This is a genomic window from Micromonospora sp. NPDC023644, from assembly GCF_040640115.1.
Classification (GTDB): Bacteria; Actinomycetota; Actinomycetes; order Mycobacteriales; family Micromonosporaceae; genus Micromonospora.
In genome coordinates, this window is the sequence record NZ_JBFABA010000062.1 from 15252 (window position 1) to 31176 (window position 15925).

General features: G+C 74.4%; 14 protein-coding genes. 4 read left to right on the forward strand and 10 right to left on the reverse strand.

Annotated features, from left to right (window positions below; translation table 11 throughout):
* Positions 1-198: 198 nt before the first annotated feature.
* The gene (locus tag AB0G08_RS27050; RefSeq protein WP_358092784.1) at positions 199-1296 is read left to right on the forward strand and encodes an FAD-binding oxidoreductase; all 1098 of its coding nucleotides are present in this window, start codon (positions 199-201) and stop codon (positions 1294-1296) included.
* Between the two features lie 89 nt (positions 1297-1385).
* Here the strand turns inward: AB0G08_RS27050 and AB0G08_RS27055 are convergent, their stop codons facing one another.
* Entirely contained in the window at positions 1386-2543 is a 1158-nt protein-coding gene (locus tag AB0G08_RS27055) for an MFS transporter (protein WP_358092787.1), read from the reverse strand.
* Positions 2544-2852: 309 nt separating this feature from the next.
* Here AB0G08_RS27055 and AB0G08_RS27060 point away from each other — a divergent pair, with 309 nt between their 5' ends.
* On the forward strand, positions 2853-2990 hold the full coding sequence (locus AB0G08_RS27060; RefSeq protein ID WP_358092790.1) for a hypothetical protein: 138 nt from the start codon (positions 2853-2855) through the stop codon (positions 2988-2990).
* On the opposite strand, the gene AB0G08_RS27065 is transcribed toward AB0G08_RS27060, so the two are convergent.
* The 6 genes from AB0G08_RS27065 to AB0G08_RS27090 form a co-directional block, all read right to left on the reverse strand.
* Complete coding sequence (locus AB0G08_RS27065) at positions 2987-3844, reverse strand: family 3 encapsulin nanocompartment shell protein (protein ID WP_358092793.1); 858 nt, start codon at positions 3842-3844, stop codon at positions 2987-2989. The two genes, AB0G08_RS27060 and AB0G08_RS27065, sit on opposite strands and share 4 nt — an antisense overlap.
* On the reverse strand, positions 3841-4578 hold the full coding sequence (locus AB0G08_RS27070; protein WP_358092795.1) for a hypothetical protein: 738 nt from the start codon (positions 4576-4578) through the stop codon (positions 3841-3843). The genes AB0G08_RS27065 and AB0G08_RS27070 overlap by 4 nt, the downstream gene beginning before the upstream one ends.
* A gap of 58 nt (positions 4579-4636) precedes the next feature.
* Positions 4637-5620 carry an aldo/keto reductase gene (locus tag AB0G08_RS27075; RefSeq protein WP_358092798.1) on the reverse strand — a complete coding sequence of 328 codons (984 nt, stop codon included), beginning with the start codon at positions 5618-5620 and terminating at the stop codon, positions 4637-4639.
* A 44-nt stretch (positions 5621-5664) separates the two neighbouring features.
* Positions 5665-8790, reverse strand: a complete 3126-nt coding sequence (locus tag AB0G08_RS27080) for an amino acid adenylation domain-containing protein (RefSeq protein ID WP_358092801.1) — start codon at positions 8788-8790, stop codon at positions 5665-5667.
* Between the two features lie 432 nt (positions 8791-9222).
* The gene (locus AB0G08_RS27085) at positions 9223-10791 is read right to left on the reverse strand and encodes a fatty acid--CoA ligase (protein WP_358092804.1); all 1569 of its coding nucleotides are present in this window, start codon (positions 10789-10791) and stop codon (positions 9223-9225) included.
* A gap of 421 nt (positions 10792-11212) precedes the next feature.
* Entirely contained in the window at positions 11213-12010 is a 798-nt protein-coding gene (locus tag AB0G08_RS27090) for a serine protease (protein ID WP_358092806.1), read from the reverse strand.
* A gap of 193 nt (positions 12011-12203) precedes the next feature.
* On the opposite strand from AB0G08_RS27090, the gene AB0G08_RS27095 reads away from it, so the two are divergent.
* Entirely contained in the window at positions 12204-12470 is a 267-nt protein-coding gene (locus AB0G08_RS27095; RefSeq protein ID WP_358092809.1) for a hypothetical protein, read from the forward strand.
* Between the two features lie 145 nt (positions 12471-12615).
* On the opposite strand, the gene AB0G08_RS27100 is transcribed toward AB0G08_RS27095, so the two are convergent.
* The gene (locus AB0G08_RS27100; protein WP_358092811.1) at positions 12616-13161 is read right to left on the reverse strand and encodes a hypothetical protein; all 546 of its coding nucleotides are present in this window, start codon (positions 13159-13161) and stop codon (positions 12616-12618) included.
* A gap of 272 nt (positions 13162-13433) precedes the next feature.
* On the opposite strand from AB0G08_RS27100, the gene AB0G08_RS27105 reads away from it, so the two are divergent.
* Positions 13434-13754 carry a hypothetical protein gene (locus AB0G08_RS27105; protein ID WP_358092813.1) on the forward strand — a complete coding sequence of 107 codons (321 nt, stop codon included), beginning with the start codon at positions 13434-13436 and terminating at the stop codon, positions 13752-13754.
* A 149-nt stretch (positions 13755-13903) separates the two neighbouring features.
* On the opposite strand, the gene AB0G08_RS27110 is transcribed toward AB0G08_RS27105, so the two are convergent.
* A complete protein-coding gene (locus AB0G08_RS27110) occupies positions 13904-14371 on the reverse strand; it encodes a ribose-5-phosphate isomerase (RefSeq protein ID WP_358092815.1) in 468 nt (155 codons plus the stop codon).
* 72 nt (positions 14372-14443) lie between these two features.
* Positions 14444-15643, reverse strand: coding sequence for a DUF1015 family protein (locus AB0G08_RS27115; protein WP_358092819.1), 1200 nt, complete (start codon positions 15641-15643; stop codon positions 14444-14446).
* Positions 15644-15925: the final 282 nt, after the last annotated feature.

Below are 15925 nucleotides of genomic sequence, written 5' to 3' on the forward strand. Positions count from 1 at the left end.
CGGTCCCGCCGTCGGCACCGGCCCTGCCGTCCGGCACCGGATTCCGGTGCCCGACGGCGGGGCCGACGCACCGGCGGGCCGCGGGGGTTCGCGCCCGAATGGCGCTCCCCGCGAGACGGCGCTCCCGTCGCGTTTGCTTGAGCGATCGACGTTCGTCGACCCTTGTCCCCGCAGGGCTCGCCGACTACCGTCTGATCGATGATCGACTACCTGGTCATCGGCGGGGGCATCGCCGGCGCCAGCGCCGGACACCACCTCGCCGCGTACGGCACCGTGGTGCTGCTGGAGATGGAGCCCGTGCCCGGCCAGCACTCCACCGGCCGCTCGGCGGCGACGTTCTCCGAGTACTACGGCGGGCCGACGGTGCGCGCACTGACCCGGGCCAGCCGGCGCTTCTTCACCACGCCGCCGCCGGGGTTCGCCGAGCACCCGCTGCTCACCCCCCGCGGCGTCCTCACCCTCTGCCCGCCGGGCAGCGAGGAGGCCTTCGAGGCGGCGCTGCGCGACGGGGCCGAGGTGGACCCGCCGGCCCGCGAGATCGACGTCGCCGACCTGCCCCGGCACTGCCCCGTCGTGCGGCCGGAGTGGTGCCGGCGGGCGATGGTGAAGCCGGCCGTGCGGGACCTCGACGTCGCCGCGCTGCACCAGGGCTACCTGCGCGGCATCCGGGCGGCCGGCGGCCGGGTCGTGTGCGGCGCACGGGTCCGCCGGCTGCGGCGCGGCGGCGACGGCTGGCAGGTGGACACGGACGCCGGCGGGTTCACCACCCGGGTCGTCGTCAACGCGGCGGGCGCCTGGGCCGACGAGGTCGCGGCGGCGGCCGGCGTACGGCCGATGGGGTTGACGCCGCTGCGGCGCACCGCCTTCCTGGTGGACGCGCCGGCCGGCGTCCCGGCGACGGACTGGCCGATGGTCGCCGACGTCGACGGCAGCTTCTACTTCAAGCCGGAGTCGGGGCGCCTGCTGGTCTCCCCGTGCGACACCACCCCGGTGCCGCCCGGCGACGCCCGCCCCGACGACCTCGACGTGGCGATCGGCGCCGACCGGGTGCAGGCGGCGACCACGCTTCAGATCCGCCGCGTCCACCAGCCCTGGGCCGGGCTGCGGACCGCCGCCCCGGACGACGTGCCGGTGATCGGCCCGGCGACCGACGCGCCGGGCTTCCTCTGGCTGGCCGGGCTCGGCGGCTACGGCGTCCAAACCTCGCCCGCGGCGGGCGCCCTGCTCGCGGCGCTGGCCGTGGACGCCCCGCCCCCGCTGGACCCCACCCCCCTCTCCCCCTCCCGCTTCCCCTGACCCCTGCGTCGATCATGAGGTTGGCGGCGGTCGAGGAGATCGACTTCGCCGCCAACCCCATGATCGACGGGATCCGGGGCGGGGTGGGGTCAGGCCAGTTGGGAGCGGCGGGGGAGCATCGTCAGCGCCGAGATGGCGGCCGACAGCAGTGCCGCCAGCAGCATCACCTGGAAGACCGCCGGGTAGCCGGCCACGCTGGCGACCAGGCCGGCCAGCGGCGCCCCGGCCACCAGGCCGATGTCCCAGAACGAGGTGAACGCGCCGAGCGCGGCCCCCTGGTGGGCCGGGTCCGTCCGGTTGATCACCAGCAGGGCCAGCGCCGGGAAGAGCAGCGAGAGTCCGGCGCCGATCACCAGCCCCCCGGCGACCGCGACCAGCAGGTTCGGCGCGAACGCGACGAGGAGCAGCCCCACCGCCTCCACCAGGGCCGAGCCGACGGCCACCCGGCCGGCGCCGAGCTTGTCGGGCAGCCCGCCCACGAAGAGCCGGACCCCGACGTAGGTGAAGCCGAACGCGTTGAACGCGGCGATGCCGTTCTCGACCCCCCGCTCGGCCATGTGCAGCGCGACGAAGGCGGCCAGCGCGGCGTAGCCGAACCCAGCCAGGGAGAGCGCGACGCCCGGGGCCACCGCGCTGCGCGGCAGGATGCCGGCCCGGCTCGCCGCGGTCGCCTGCTCCGGCCCGGGCCGGAGGGCGACGAGCGCGGCCCCGACCACCGCCGCCAGGGCCGCGAACAGCCACACCGCCGGATAGCCGGAGGTACGCAGCAGCACCGCGCCGAGCAGGGCGCCCAGCGTGATGCCCAGCCACATGTAGATGCCGTACAGGCCGACGACGCGGCCCCGCCGGTCGGCTGGCGCGAGCGCCACCAGCCAGGCCGCGCCGGCGGTGTAGACGGCCGCCTCGCCCACCCCGTGCAGGACCCGGACGCCGACCAGCACGCCGACGTTGCCGGCCAGGAGGTAGGCCGCCCCGGCGGCGGCGCACACCGCCGCGCCGGCCAGCATCACCGTCCGGTACCCGTGCCGGTCGCCGAGCCGGCCGGCGATGGGCCGGGCGATCACGGCGGAGACCGCGATCGCGGCGATCACCACCCCCACCTCGACCCGGTTGCCGTCCAACTCGTCGAGCACGTAGAACGGCAGCACGGCCAGGGAGGCGCCCACACCGAGCAGACACAGGAAGATGGCGGCGAAGAGCGGCACGATGGGCCGGTAGAACGACAGTTTCCCGCCGGTCGTGGTCATACGGTGACGCTCCTAGGCGGTGTCTTCAAAGGATCCTGGTGTCGGACGATGCAGCGCGTGCGTCGTCGTCAAGAGTTTGTCTTACGTCGATTGGGCGCCGTTGTCCAGGTGCCCGCCGTCGGAGGTGACCGGTGGTCGCCCGCGTGCGGGGCCACGGCACCGGAGCGATCGGGGGCTGGCCTGCGTCGGCGCGGTGTCGGGCACGCGATTGCCGAACGTGCCGACCAGCAGGCCAACCGCCGCCGGCGAGGCAGCCCCGGCGGCCGGCCACCGGCGTTCGACAGACAGCGCTACGGGCACCGCGACGTCGTGGAGCGTTACTTCGACCGGCTGGAGCGGTGCCGCAGCGTCGCGACCCGGTACGACAGGACCGCCACGTCGTACCGGGCCAGCGTCACGATCGCCGCGCTACCGCAATGGTGGTGGGTTCCCCAGGACGCCGCCTAGGCCGGCACGACGTGGAAGAAGTGGGTCGGCAGGTGCACGGCCAGTCCCTCGTGGATCTCGGCGCAGACGGCCGGACCGTCGGTGGCGAAGGTACCGGGCGGCGGGGTGCCCACGCGGATCGCGGAGCGCCCGGCGTCCAGCAGGCGGGCCGCCATCGCGAAGTCGCCCACCACCGCCTCCCCCGGCGCCACCATCCGGGTACGGCTGATCTGCACGCCGTTGCGGGTCAGGTCCGCCAGGTACGCGCCCCGCCCGAGCAGGTGGGTGTAGTAGTCCCTCGGGTTGACGATCATCGCGTGCGGGGTGGCGCCGGTCTGCTCGATCTCGTCGCAGGCGGCGAGCAGGCCGCTGAGCCAGTCGTGCCGGTACGGCAGCCGCCCGATCTCGGGGTGCCGCAGCAGGCCGCCCTCGCCGATGGTCAGCGCCTGGTTCTCGGCCGTGGCGAGGCGGACCAGCAGCCGGTAGTCGATGAAGACGGCCAGCGCCTCCGGGTCGTCGGCGAGTTCCTCGGGGATGCGTACCCAGGCGCGGATCGGGTGCACCCCGGCGGAGGCGGTGCCGAACCGGAAGGCGGCCTCCCGGCGCAGGCCCGACTCGTGCACCGCGGCGGCCTCGTCCGCGTCGGGCCGGCCCTCGCACCAGAACCGCACCGGCTCCATGCCGACCGACCGCTTGCGGAACAGGTTGCGGACGGTCACCCGGGGCCGTTCCTTGGTCGGCTGGAAGGCGTCCGTGATGGTGTAGTCGAAGCGCACCTCGGCGCCGGCCGGATCGTCGGCGTACGCGCGGGCGAACAGCTCGCCGGGCGACAGCGTCGACGACGCGGTCACGGGCGGCGCGGCGGTGGTGGTCATGAGTCCTCCCCGATGGAGATGGCGTGCCGGATCAGCCGCTGGTAGAAGGGCTTGTGGTGGTCGTGGTACGACCGCAGGGTGTCGTTGTTGGCGACGGTCGTCTCGAAGGACTTCTCGACCGGCGAGAAGCCCGAGGTGCGTTCGACGTCGAGGTGCCACTTGCGGGTGCGCTGCCACTCGGCGCGCTCCCCCGGCGCCCAGTTCAGCGCCTCCGGCAGGAACGGCAGCCCCACGGCCTCGCACCAGGCCGCCACCGTCTCCCCGGGGTGCCGCAGCAGGTCCTCGGCCCGGATCACCACGGGCGGTCGGCGCGCGGTGCGGCTGACGAGGTCGAACAGCTCCCACTGGTGCTCGTAGCCGATCTCCGGGCAGGTCACCGTCGGCTTGATCGCGTAGTGCGAGCTGATCGTGCGGGCCGGGTCGCGGACGATGAAGGTGTGCGTGACGTCCGCGATCGCCTCGGGATCGGCGAACAGGTGCCGGTAGCGGTATTCGAGCGTGTCCTTGACGAAGACCGTCCGGTCCCGGCCCAGCTCCTTCAGGTGCGCGACGACCTCGGCCGCGTCGGTCACGGTGACGGTGCCGCCGTCGGCGACGGGCAGCTCGACGTGCCCCTCGTCGACGAGGGTGACCAGCGGCTCGTGGACGACGGTGACGTCACCGCGGGCGATCATCATGCGCAGGAACGCGGTGGAGAGCGCCCGGGGGTGCGCCCACATGGCGATCACCGGCATGTCGGCCTCCCGTACCGTGTCTCGCGCCGCCCCGGCGCGGCCCCGCGGCGGGCCGCGCTCACTGCGACCACGCCGTGGGCTTGCGGTCCCACCGGTGGCCGCGCAGCGTCTCCAGCACCCCGGCGTCCAGCGGTACGCCGTCGCTGACGCCCAGGTTGGCGCGGACGTGCTCGACGCGGCGCATGCCGGGGATCACCGTGCTCACCGCCGGGTGGTGCAGGATGAACCGCAGCGCCAGCTCCGGCATGGTCATCCCCGCCGGCACATCGGCGGCCAGCCGCTCGGCGCGTTCCACGCTGGGCAGCAGGTTCTCCGGCCCGAAGTACGTGCTGCGCCAGTCCTCCTCGGGCCAGGTGCTCTCGGCGGTCAGCGTGCCGGTCAACGTCCCCTCGTCGAACGGGACCCGGGCGATGATCGCGATGTCGTCCCGCTGGGCGCGCGGGAACAGCTCGTCCTCCGGCGCCTGGTCGAAGATGTTGTAGATGACCTGCACGACGTCGATCAGGCCGGTGTCGAGGGCGGCGTGGCAGTTCGTCGGCTCCCACCGGTTGACGCTGATCCCGATCCCGTCGACCAGGCCCTCCCGCTTGAGGTCCGCGACGGCCTCCTGCCAGCGGCCGTCGGCGGCCCACCGGTCCTCCCAGACGTGGAACTGGAGCAGGTCGATCCGGTCCACGCCGAGGTTCTCGAGGCTGCGGTGGGTGAACTCGCGGATGTGCTCGGCCGGGAAGACGTCGTCCAGGGTGTCCTGCGGGCCGGGCGGCCACTCCCGGTTCTTCGGCGGGATCTTCGTGGCCAGGTAGAGCCGGCGGTCCGGGTGCCGGCGCACCAGCCCGCCGAGGAGCTGCTCACTGACGCCCCGCCCGTAGACCCAGGCGGTGTCGAAGAAGTTGCAGCCCCGTTCCACGGCCTCGTCCAGGCAGGCCGGTGCGGTGTCGTAGTCCCAGCCGGTGAAGCCGCCGGGTCCACCGCCGATGCCCCACATCCCGTACCCGACCTCGCTGACCTGCCAGCCGAGCCGACCCATCCTGCGGTATCGCATTCCACTCCCTCATCCGTGCCGGTCGCCGCGCCGCGCGCGGCCGTTCACCCTGGTCCCGCCGGCAGCAGCAGCCGGTCGGCCTCCCGCCGCACGTGCTCGCCCAGCCAGGCGCGGTAGGCGCCGACGGACGGGCCGAGCCGGTGGTCGGTGAAGCCCCGGCGCCGCTCCAGCTCGGCGCAGCCGTCGCGCCGGAAGAGCCGGGGGTTGTCGGTGAGCAGCGTCGCGAAGACCGCGCGCAGCCGCTCCTCGTCGGCGCCCGCGCCGGGCGGGAAGAGGGCCAGCAGCACGGCGGCGTCGCGGTCGCCCTCGGTCGCCGCCTCGCGCAGCCCCGCCAGGAACCGCGCGCAGCTGACCCGGGGCAGGGCGTCGGCGCCGGCCAGCGGCAGGTCGGTGAAGTCGACGCTCACCGGGTGCAGGACGTTCAGCGTGCCGCCCCACTGTCGCGGGTCGACCACGGTGGCGACGATCCGCCGGGCGGCCCAGTCCACCGGCGTCCAGTCGGAGCGCACGGGCGCGTCGGGCCGCATCCGCAGCTGATGGCAGGCCGCCAGCAGCAGGTGGGTCAGGGCCCGGGGGTTGGGGTGCCCGTCGTCGGCCGCGGGCATCACCTCGCCGAGGCGCAGCACCGTGACGGTCGCGCCCCGCCGCCGGGCCTCGTCGAGGTACCGCTCCGCCACCCACTTCGACCGGCTGTAGCCGCTGGTCGGCGCGACGGCGAGGGCCGGGTCGTACGTCTCGGGCAGCGGCTGCGGATGCCGGACGGCCTCGCTGTCGAGGACGCCGAGGGTGGAGACGTGGTGCAGCGGCTTCGGCCGGCCCGTCAGGCACAGCCGCAGCAGCTCGGCGGTGCCGAGGACGTTCGCGGCGCGGTGGGCCCGGTAGTCGAACAGGAAGTTGACCAGCGCCCCGGCGTGCAGCACGAGGTCGCAGTCGTGGGCCAGCCGGCCCCAGGTCTCCGGGGTCAGGCCGAGGGCCGGGCGGCCGAGGTCGGCCGCGTACCCGTGCAGGCGCAGGCCGTGGCCGGGCCGCCACAGGCCCCGCTCGGCCAGCGCGCGCACGACGCGGGCGGTGGCCTCGGCGTCGTCGGCCGCGCGGGCCAGGCAGAGCACCCGGACGTCGGTGGTGGCGAGCAGCTCGTGGACCAGGCGCGCGCCGACGAAGCCGGTGGCGCCGGTGACCAGGACGGTACGCGGCGCCCGGCGCCGGCCGACGGGGCGTACGGGCAGGTCGGCCGGGACCTTCGCGTCCCGCTCCACCAGCTCGTCCTCGGTCTCGGTGGGGTCGGCCGCGCGCAGCCGCACGGCGAGCGCCCGGGCGAGCCGGGCGGCGCTGCGGTGGGTGAACAGGTCCTGCACGCCGACCCGGAGGCTCTGGTCCGCGCCGAGCGCGGTGACCACGTCGAGGGCCTGGAGCGAGTCGCCCCCGGCGTCGAGGAAGTCGGCGTCCGGGTCGAGGTCGGGCCGGCCGAGGACCGTCCGGAACACCCCCAGCACCCGCTCGGGCAGCGTCCGCGCGTCGGCGGGCGCGGCCGACGGGCGCGACCGCACGGCGAGCGTACGGTCCAGCCAGGCCTCCAGCGCCTGCCGGTCGACCTTGCCGTTGCCGGTCAGCGGCAGCGCGTCGCGCACGACGACGTGCCGGGGCACGTGGGTGCGGGGCAGCAGCCGGCGCAGGTGTGCCCGCACCGCCGGCTCGGTCACCTCGGCGTCGGCGGCGAGGAAGAGGGCCAGCGACTTCCCCCGGTGCTCGCGGGCCAGCAGGACCTTCGCCTGCCGTACGCCGGGCAGCCGGGTGGCGGCGGTCTCGATCTCGCCGGCCTCGATCCGCACGCCGTTGACCTTGAGCTGGTGGTCGCGCCGGCCGGCGAAGTGCAGCCGGCCGTCGGCGGCGACGCGGCCGAGGTCGCCGGTGCGGTAGAGCCGCGGGCCCGGGATGCCGGGCAGCGGGTTGGGCACGAACACCTCGGCGGTACGGGCCGGGTCGCCGAGGTACCCCTCGCCCAGGCACACGCCGCCGATGACGATCTCGCCGGTCTCGCCCGGCGGCAGGGGCCGCAGCTCGGCGTCCACCACGGCGGCGTAGCAGTTGTCGATGGGCCGGCCGATGGGGATGACGTCGCCGTCGGCGCGGGCGACGGTGTGGAAGATCATGCCGATCGACGCCTCGGTCGGGCCGTAGCCGTTGGTGACCGCCACCCCCGGCACCAGCTCGACCAGCCGGTGCACCGCCCACGGGTCGATCTCCTCGCCGCCGACGATGACGTTGCGCAACGTCGCCACCGCACGCCGGGCGGTCGGGTCGCGGTCCAGGACCGAGACGAGCGCGCCGAGCACGCTCGGCACGAAGTCGGTCATCGTGACGGCCTCGTCGGCGATGGTCCGCACGGTCCGCTCGACGTCGAGGAAGCCGCCCTCGACCGGCACCACCGTCCGACCGCCGGTGGTGAGCGGCCAGAACATCTGCCACACCGACGAGTCGAAGGTGTGCCGGCTGTTCTGGAGCACCACCTCGGCGCCGGTCGCCGCGAAGTGGCGGGTCATGAACCGCAGCCGGTTGGCGATCCCGTCGTGCCGGTTCAGCGCGCACTTCGGGGTGCCGGTGGTGCCGGAGGTGAAGATGCCGTAGATCAGGTCGGCCGGGCCGATCGGCACGCCGGGCCGGCGGCGGGTCGGGGTGATCTCGTCGAGGTCGACGGGCAGGCAGGGGACGTCGCCGGTGTCGGGGCGCGGGTCGGTGCCGCGTACCACCGCGAGCCGGGGGCGGACCACCCGCAGCGACGCGTGCAGCCGGTCCGCCGGCCAGCCGGGATCGACGGGTACGAAGGCCGCGCCGAGCTTCATCAGCGCCAGGTCGACGACGGGCAGTTCGAGCCCGTCGGCGAGCAGGACGGGCACCACGTCGCCCCGCCGGACGCCCCGCCCGGCCAGCGCGGCGGCGACGCCGTTGGCCAGGTCGTCGAGTTCGCGGTACGTCAGCGAGCGGCCCCGGAACGACACCGCCCGACGGTGCGGGTGCCGGTCGACGCGCTCTTCGACCATGCCGGGCACGGCGAGGAAGGGCCCGTCGTCGTACGGCGTCCCGGCGACCGCCGCAGGTGTGGCGGTGCACCGGCAGGTGGGTCCGTCGGAGACGTGAACCGCCGCCGCGTATCCGGTGTCGCCCGCCCTCATCACGCCTCCTGTCCCCGAGCTCGCCCGGCCTGTCCGTCACGCCGCGGACGGGACGAATCCGACCCGACGCACAGCAAGGGTATTTATCGTCACCGGTCGATGCCCTGACTGCTGGTCATGGACACTAGAGGGCCGACCGGAGGGAGGGAATATGCAACTTTCCGCTACATCGATTTCCGTCACTTGGAAATGGCGACCGCGCCCCCGAGCGGCTCCCCGCGCGCCACCCGTCCGGGCGGGCAGGCCTCCCACCAGGGAATCCTTCGCCCACACGTCGGCGTACGCGGAGATTCCACGCTGGAGTGTCGGCCGCGCGCGGAGGCGGACCGACGGCGCGGACGGACCGTCCCCGCCACACGGACGAGCAGGCACGATGACGGCCGGTAGCCAACAACACGCGGGCCGCTGGACCGACCGCCGCCGTCATCGCGGTCAGCTCACCCTGCGCTCGTGCCCCTGCCAGAACCGCTCCCGCAGCTCGCGGCGCAGGATCTTGCCGCTGGGGTTGCGGGGCACCCGGTCGATGAACTCGTAGTGCAGCGGCTGCTTGAAGCCGGCGAGCTTGCCGCGCAGGTGCAGCGCCAGGTCGCGCTCGGTGAGCTGCTGGCCCTCCACCGGCACCACGAACGCGTACACGGCCTCGCCCCAGCGCTCGTCCGGCACGCCCACGACGGCCGCCTCGGCCACCAGCGGGTGGCGGGCGATGACGTTCTCGACCTCCACCGGGTAGACGTTCTCCCCCGCGACGATGATCATGTCCTTGATCCGGTCGCGGATGTACAGGTAGCCGTCCTCGTCGAGCAAGCCCGCGTCCCCGGTGACGACCCACCCGTCGACAAGCGTCTTCGCCGTGGCCTCCGGCAGGTTCCAGTACTCCACCATCACGCCCGGCGACCGCAGCCAGACCTCGCCGACCTCGCCGGCCGGCAGCGGGTTGCCCTTCTCGTCGGCGATCTTGACCTCGAAGCCCGGGTACGGCAGCCCCGCCGACTGCATCTTGCCGCTGTCCGGCGTGTGGTCGGCCGGGGGCAGGCAGACCGCGGAGTTGCCGGTCTCGGTCAGGCCGTAGATCTGGGCGAACTCGCAGCCGAAGCCCTCGATGCAGCGGGCCAGCAGCGCCGTCGAGATGGGCGCGCTGCCGTAGACGATCTTCCGCAGGGAGGCGAAGTCCTCCTTGGTGACGCCGGGCTCCGCCAGCAGCAGTCGCAGCATCGAGGGCACCGCGAGGATGGTGGTGACCCGCAGGGTCCTGATCAGCTCCACCGCACCGGCCGTGTTGAACTCGCGCATCAGCACGTTCGTGGCGCCCGCAGCGAAACCCATCGCCGCCCAGGACAGGCCGCCGATGTGGAAGCCGCCGTTGCAGAGGAGGCTGACGTCGCTCTCGCGCAGGTCGAGCCAGTCCAGGTTCTCCGAGGCGAGGCCGTCGCGTACCGCGAGGAAGCTGCGGTGCGCCAGGACGACGCCCTTCGGCAGTCCGGTCGTGCCGCTGGTGTACATCTGCGCCAGCGGCGTGTCGGGGGTGACCTTGGCCAGCACGTTCGCGTCCGGCTGCGCCGACACCCAGGCCGCGAAGCCGGCGCGGGCCACGCCGTCGGAGTCCAGCGCCACCACCTGTCGCAGCATCGGCAGCTCCGGCGCCAGCTTCTCGGCGACGACGGCCGAGTCGGCGTCGACGAAGAGCAGGGCGGCGCCGGAGTCGCGCAGGATGTGCTCGACCTCGCCGGCGGCCAACCGCCAGTTGATCGGCACGAAGACCACGCCGGCCTTCGCCGCACCGAAGAACAGGTCGTAGAAGTGCTCGGACTCCCTGCCGAGGTAGGCGATGCGGTCGCCGGGGCGCAGGCCCGCCGCCTGGAGGCCGCGCGCGACCTGGTTGCTGACGCGGTGCAGGGTGGCGTAGTCGACGCGCCGGCCCTCGCAGATGATGGCGACGGCGTCCGGCTGCTGGGCCGCGTGCCGGCGCGCGACGTCGACGAGCGTGCGCAACTGAACAGTCACCGGTCCTCCTCAGGGGGCGTACGGGTGGGAGCGGCTCACGCCGCGTCGGACGCGATTCGCATGCCGGGCGGGTCGACCAGGGCCATCCGCACCTCGCCCTCGGCGATGCCGTTGGCGTCCCGGAAGCGCCACGGCTCGTCTGGAGTCATCGCTGTTCCTCCTTCGTGCACGAGCGCGAACTGAACGTAATCAGCGCGGGTCCACCTCCCGGTAACAGTGGAAGAACTCGTCCGGTCCGTCGCGAAGTGCTCCGGCGCGCTGCCGACGCGGCAGCCCGAGCTGACTGATCTGGTGGAGTCCACCGGCGCGCGGCGGCCCGGGCGGGCGCGGCGGCCGGGCGGGCGCGCGGGCAGGGCCAGCCGGAGCACACGCGCGGGGGCCCGGCCGGACGAACCGGCCGGGCCCCCGGGGGCGGTGCGGTTCAGCCGCCGAGGCTGGCCGCCGCCGAGGCGATCGCCGGGGCGAAGGTGCTCACCTGGGTGTAGACGCCGGGGTAGGAGGGCCGGGCGCAACCGTTGCCCCAGCTCACGATGCCGACCTGGATCCAGGCGTTGTTCGCGTCCCGCCGGAACATCGGGCCGCCCGAGTCCCCCTGACAGGTGTCGATGCCGCCGCTGGCGTAGCCGGCGCAGATCTCCTCGCTCGCGATGATCTGGCCGCCGTAGTAGGAGTTGCAGGTCGCGTCGCTGACGAACGGCACGGTGGCCTTGCGCAGGTAGCGCTGCTGCGCGCCGCCCTCGCGGGTGGCGCCCCAGCCGGCGACCGTGAAGGTGCCGTTGTCGTACGCGGTGCTGGTGGCGATCTTCAGCGTCGGGAGCGTGGTGACGGGCGTGGCCAGCCGGATGAGGGCCCAGTCCTTGCCGTTGCCGTTGTAGCCGGGCGCCCGGTAGACGTAGTTCGAGCGCACCTGGATCCGGCTCGACGACTGGAGGTCCACCACGCCGAGGGTGGCGGTGATGCTGGTGTTCGTACCGGTGCCGCCGACGCAGTGCGCGGCCGTCAGCACCAGGCGCGGGCTGTAGAGGGAACCGCCGCAGCCCATGGAGAGCCGGACCATGAAGGGGAACTCGCCCTGCGCGGCCAGCGTCCCGCCCACGACGTACGGGGTCACCTCGGGCCCGGGCTTGGCGGAGGCCGGAACGGCCAGGACGAACGAGCCGGCGGTGACCGCCACCAACGCGGCGGCCAACCGGCCGACGAGTGTGCGCCAACGGACCATGGGAGCCTCCCGAACCCTCGCGACGCGCCGAGGCGGCGCGCCGGAAACCGATGGCGGGAGCCTATGGAGATCTATCGATGGATGGCAATGCCTCGACACATCCCGCGTCGGTCATACCGCAGCCGACCAGGATTCGGCGCGCCGGACGCGCGCCGCCCGTTTTGCACCGGGACCACCCGGGTAGGGCGTTCACATGGACACGAACACGAAGGCACACCTCGTTGGCGGACCCCGAGACGGCAGCACCCTCGACACGGGCGGAGACGCCCTGTTGGAGGTGGAGATCGACGGCATGATGCACCGGTACATCCGGACCACGAAGCAGCACGGCGAGAACGGCACGGTCTACAACTACGACGGCATGGTGGCGCCGGACGGCGGGGAGCCCGGCGTCGAGGACCCCGAGGCCCGGGTGGCCTCCCCGAAGGCCGACGCGGAGGGCCACGGCGGGAAGCACTGAGCTGCGGATCAGCCTCGGCCGGGCGTGGATGAACCGCGGCCGGCCGGGTAAGCAGCCGGCGACCTGGTGGAACGACCGGAGGTCGCGAGACGCCGCGACCGGGCGCGCGGGCGGGCGGCGCAGGCCGGCCCGCCCGGGCGTGCGGTCAGTTGTTGCTGATCCAGTTCCAGGCCGACACGACCCACTCGGTCTGCTGGAGATAGGCGACACCGAGGCCGGCCAGGAAGACCGCCGTCACCAGGTGCGCCCCGCGGGCGCTGCGCCGCACCCGGCCGAGCTGCCGCTCCAGCACCACGCGACCGAGCAGCCGGGCCAACGCGAAGAGGCCGGCGGCCACCAGCAGGCTCAGCAGGAAGATCAGGAACGGGCCGGCGAGGTCCCCGCCGCCCGAGATGGCCCAGATCCCCCAGCAGACGAAGGCGAAGAGCGCGCCGGCGGCACTCCACTCGCCGCCGCGCTTCAACTGCTCGACGTGCCAGCTCAGCGGCCGACGCGGGGCCGGGGTGTCCGGCCAGCCCGTGCCCGTCGGCTCGTGCTCGACGACGGGGAACGGCTCGGTGCGCGACGTACTGGATCGCCCGACCGAGGCCACCCCCCGCTGGTACGCGTCGCGCTGCGGCGGCACCCCGACACCGGGCTGCGGCGGCACCTCGACGGTCCGCTCGGCCCACGGCTGCGTCTGGTCGGCCATCTCGTCCCTCCCCTGGACCCGACGGCGACCACCGGCCACCGTCCGGTTCCGAGGGTAGCCAGCCGGCAAATCGGTCGCCGAGCCCGCACCGGGACGCGGGCCCCGATCCCACGCCCCCGCGAGGCCGGGGCGGGACGGACGACCCCGTCGTCGTGACCGAGGTCACCGGCCCACCGCTACGCGGTCGTGACCCGGCGCGGCTCCCACCGGCACCGCGAACGCGGCGGACGCACGGGCCGGCGTCGGTCGCGTCGGGGCGGTACGGTCGGCTGATGGGGGACACGGAGCGACGCCGGCGCCGGCTACGGCACCCGAGCGGTGACCCGGGCGGCACCGAAGGCCCGAACGCGACGACCGCCGGGGTGCACGACGGCCCCGAGCCGCCGCGCAGCCGCCGGGGTGGCCCGGGTGACGAGGGCGACCGCGGCCTGCGCGGTCTCGTCGGCCCCGGCTCCTCCCAGGTGAGCGTGACCGCCGCGATGCGGGCCCGCGACGCCGCCCGCCCCACCGACGAGGACCTGGCCGCGGCCGAGGAGCGAGTGGTGATCATCCGCCGCAACTGGACGCCCCGCGAGGACCTTCCCCGCCGCTGACCCCCGGTCCTGGTGGGGAACCGCCCCTGGGGAGGCATGGCCCCGCCCGGGATCCACACCGCCCCGCCGGCGTGCAGACGGCGCCCGGCCCGCCAGGCCGGTCAGGCGGTCAGGCGGTCAGGCGGTCAGGCGGTCAGGCGGTCAGGCGGTCAGGGCAGCGTGGGGAGCTGGCGGGTGTTCTCGTAGTCGGCCACCTGGGCGATCCGGCGGGCGTGCCGCTCGTTGCCCGAGAACGGGGTGGTCAGGAACGCCTCGACGATGGCGGTGGCCTCGTCCAACGTGTGCTGGCGGGCGCCGACCGCGACGACGTTCGCGTCGTTGTGCTCGCGGGCGAGCTGGGCGGTGTCGATGCTCCAGGCGAGGGCCGCCCGGACGCCCGCCACCTTGTTCGCGGCGATCTGCTCGCCGTTGCCCGAGCCGCCGATGACCACGCCGAGGCTGCCCTCGTCCGCCACCACCCGGTCACCCGTGTGCAGGCAGAAGGCCGGGTAGTCGTCGTCCGGGTCGTAGGCGTGCGGGCCGACGTCGACCACGTCGTGCCCCTCCTTGGTCAGGTGGTTGACCAGGTGCACCTTCAACTCGAAACCGGCGTGGTCGGATCCCAGGTAGACGCGCATACCGCGCAGTCTGTCAGGCCCGCCTCCGGGACGACGCGCGGGCGGCGCCCCGGAGGCGGATTCGTCACAGGGTCAGCGGGACAGCTCGGCGACCACCAGGCCGCCGCGCGCCTTCGGGGTGAACCAGGTGCTCTTGCGCGGCATCTTCTCCCGCGCCAGGTTGACCGCGACGAAGTCGTCCACCGTCACCGGGGCGACCAGCACGGCCAGCTCGGCGCGGCCCGCGTCGACCTCGCCCGTCAGCCAGCTCGCCGGGTAGTCACCGCCGACGTAGGTGATCCGCTTGTCACCCGGGTCGAGCCCGAGCGCGTCGCGCAGCAGCAGCCGCTCGACCAGGGCGTGGTCCAGGTTCTCCAGCCGGTTGTCGCCGACGTGCGGCAGGGTGACCGCGTACCCCCGGCCGGCGAGGCGGAGGTGGACGGTGCCGCCGGCCGCCGGGACCTCGACCGGGCCGTCGATCGGATCGATCTCCGCGCCGGCGGCGCGGAGCCGGGCGAGCAGGTCGTCGGCGGTGGTGGTCAGCTCGCTGACCAGCCGGTTGTAGGGCTGGATCGCCACCGACGCCGGGGTCGTGATCACCGAGAGGAAGCGCGGCAGCCCGCCCGTCTGCGCGGCCAGGCTGCGGTGGTTGCCGTCGGCCACGACCAGCTCGCCGCCGCCCGCCAGGGCGGTCAGCTCGTCCTGGCGCGGGCCCGGCCCGAGCAGCCAGATGGCGTGGGTGCGCCCCGCCTGGTCGGTGTCGGTCGCCGCCGGCGCGCCGGCCGCCTCGGTCGCCGCCGCGAGGGCGGCGTGCAGCTCGTCGCCGCGCCCGGTCTGCAACAGGAGTACGGGCGACAGCAGGTGGCCCAGCGCCTCGGCCAGGGCCACCCGCTCACGCACCTTGGCGATGAAGACGTCCTCGTTGCGGATGACCAGACCGGGCTCGTCGGCCCGGGTGGAGATCTGGTCGGTGTCGACCATGGCCCAGAGCCCGTACGCCGTCTCCTCCCCCGGCGCGCTGATCCGGTAGAGGACCACGACCTGCTCGGCCGGGGTGTAGCTGCCGTCGGCCTTGGCCTCGGCGAGGCGGCCCACCGCGTCCGGCAGGGCGTCGAGGAAGGACTTGCCCAGGCTCTCCGGCGCCCGGTGCGGCATTTCGATGCCGAGGGCACTGTGCGGGTTCGCCTCGATGATCGCGGTGATCTCCGCGTCGTCGGCGAACTCGTCGTAGTTCTGCGCGCCGGTGCCGCCAGTGGTGATCCAGGCCCGGGCGATCGGATGCACGACCGTCATGTGCGAAGACGCTACCGGCGACGCGGGTCCCGCCGGCGCGGGACCCGCGCGGGGTCCACCAGTTGAAAGGGCTACCGGGGCGGGGGCGCCGGGTTCAGGCCGTGCGGTCGGGCTGTCCCGCCGTCCGGCGGTGCCGGCCGCCCGGCGTGGGCGCGCCCGCCGGTCGGCGGCCCGGCACTCCCGGTCCCGCCGGCACGATCCGCCGGGGCCCGGCCGACGCGGCCGGTACCGGCCGGTGGCACGATCTTGCCGCGCAGGTCGGACAGCTTCAGCTCCCGCCCG

What these genes read in the sequence shown, in the direction of transcription:
- AB0G08_RS27080 (WP_358092801.1), bottom strand. Translation starts at nt 8,790, where the DNA reads ATGAGGGCGGGCGACACCGGATACGCGGCGGCGGTTCACGTCTCCGAC.
- AB0G08_RS27105 (WP_358092813.1), top strand. Translation starts at nt 13,434, where the DNA reads ATGGGGGACACGGAGCGACGCCGGCGCCGGCTACGGCACCCGAGCGGT.
- AB0G08_RS27075 (WP_358092798.1), bottom strand. Translation starts at nt 5,620, where the DNA reads ATGCGATACCGCAGGATGGGTCGGCTCGGCTGGCAGGTCAGCGAGGTC.
- AB0G08_RS27055 (WP_358092787.1), bottom strand. Translation starts at nt 2,543, where the DNA reads ATGACCACGACCGGCGGGAAACTGTCGTTCTACCGGCCCATCGTGCCG.
- AB0G08_RS27110 (WP_358092815.1), bottom strand. Translation starts at nt 14,371, where the DNA reads ATGCGCGTCTACCTGGGATCCGACCACGCCGGTTTCGAGTTGAAGGTG.
- AB0G08_RS27095 (WP_358092809.1), top strand. Translation starts at nt 12,204, where the DNA reads ATGGACACGAACACGAAGGCACACCTCGTTGGCGGACCCCGAGACGGC.
- AB0G08_RS27065 (WP_358092793.1), bottom strand. Translation starts at nt 3,844, where the DNA reads ATGACCACCACCGCCGCGCCGCCCGTGACCGCGTCGTCGACGCTGTCG.
- AB0G08_RS27090 (WP_358092806.1), bottom strand. Translation starts at nt 12,010, where the DNA reads ATGGTCCGTTGGCGCACACTCGTCGGCCGGTTGGCCGCCGCGTTGGTG.
- AB0G08_RS27070 (WP_358092795.1), bottom strand. Translation starts at nt 4,578, where the DNA reads ATGCCGGTGATCGCCATGTGGGCGCACCCCCGGGCGCTCTCCACCGCG.
- AB0G08_RS27115 (WP_358092819.1), bottom strand. Translation starts at nt 15,643, where the DNA reads ATGACGGTCGTGCATCCGATCGCCCGGGCCTGGATCACCACTGGCGGC.
- AB0G08_RS27100 (WP_358092811.1), bottom strand. Translation starts at nt 13,161, where the DNA reads ATGGCCGACCAGACGCAGCCGTGGGCCGAGCGGACCGTCGAGGTGCCG.
- AB0G08_RS27050 (WP_358092784.1), top strand. Translation starts at nt 199, where the DNA reads ATGATCGACTACCTGGTCATCGGCGGGGGCATCGCCGGCGCCAGCGCC.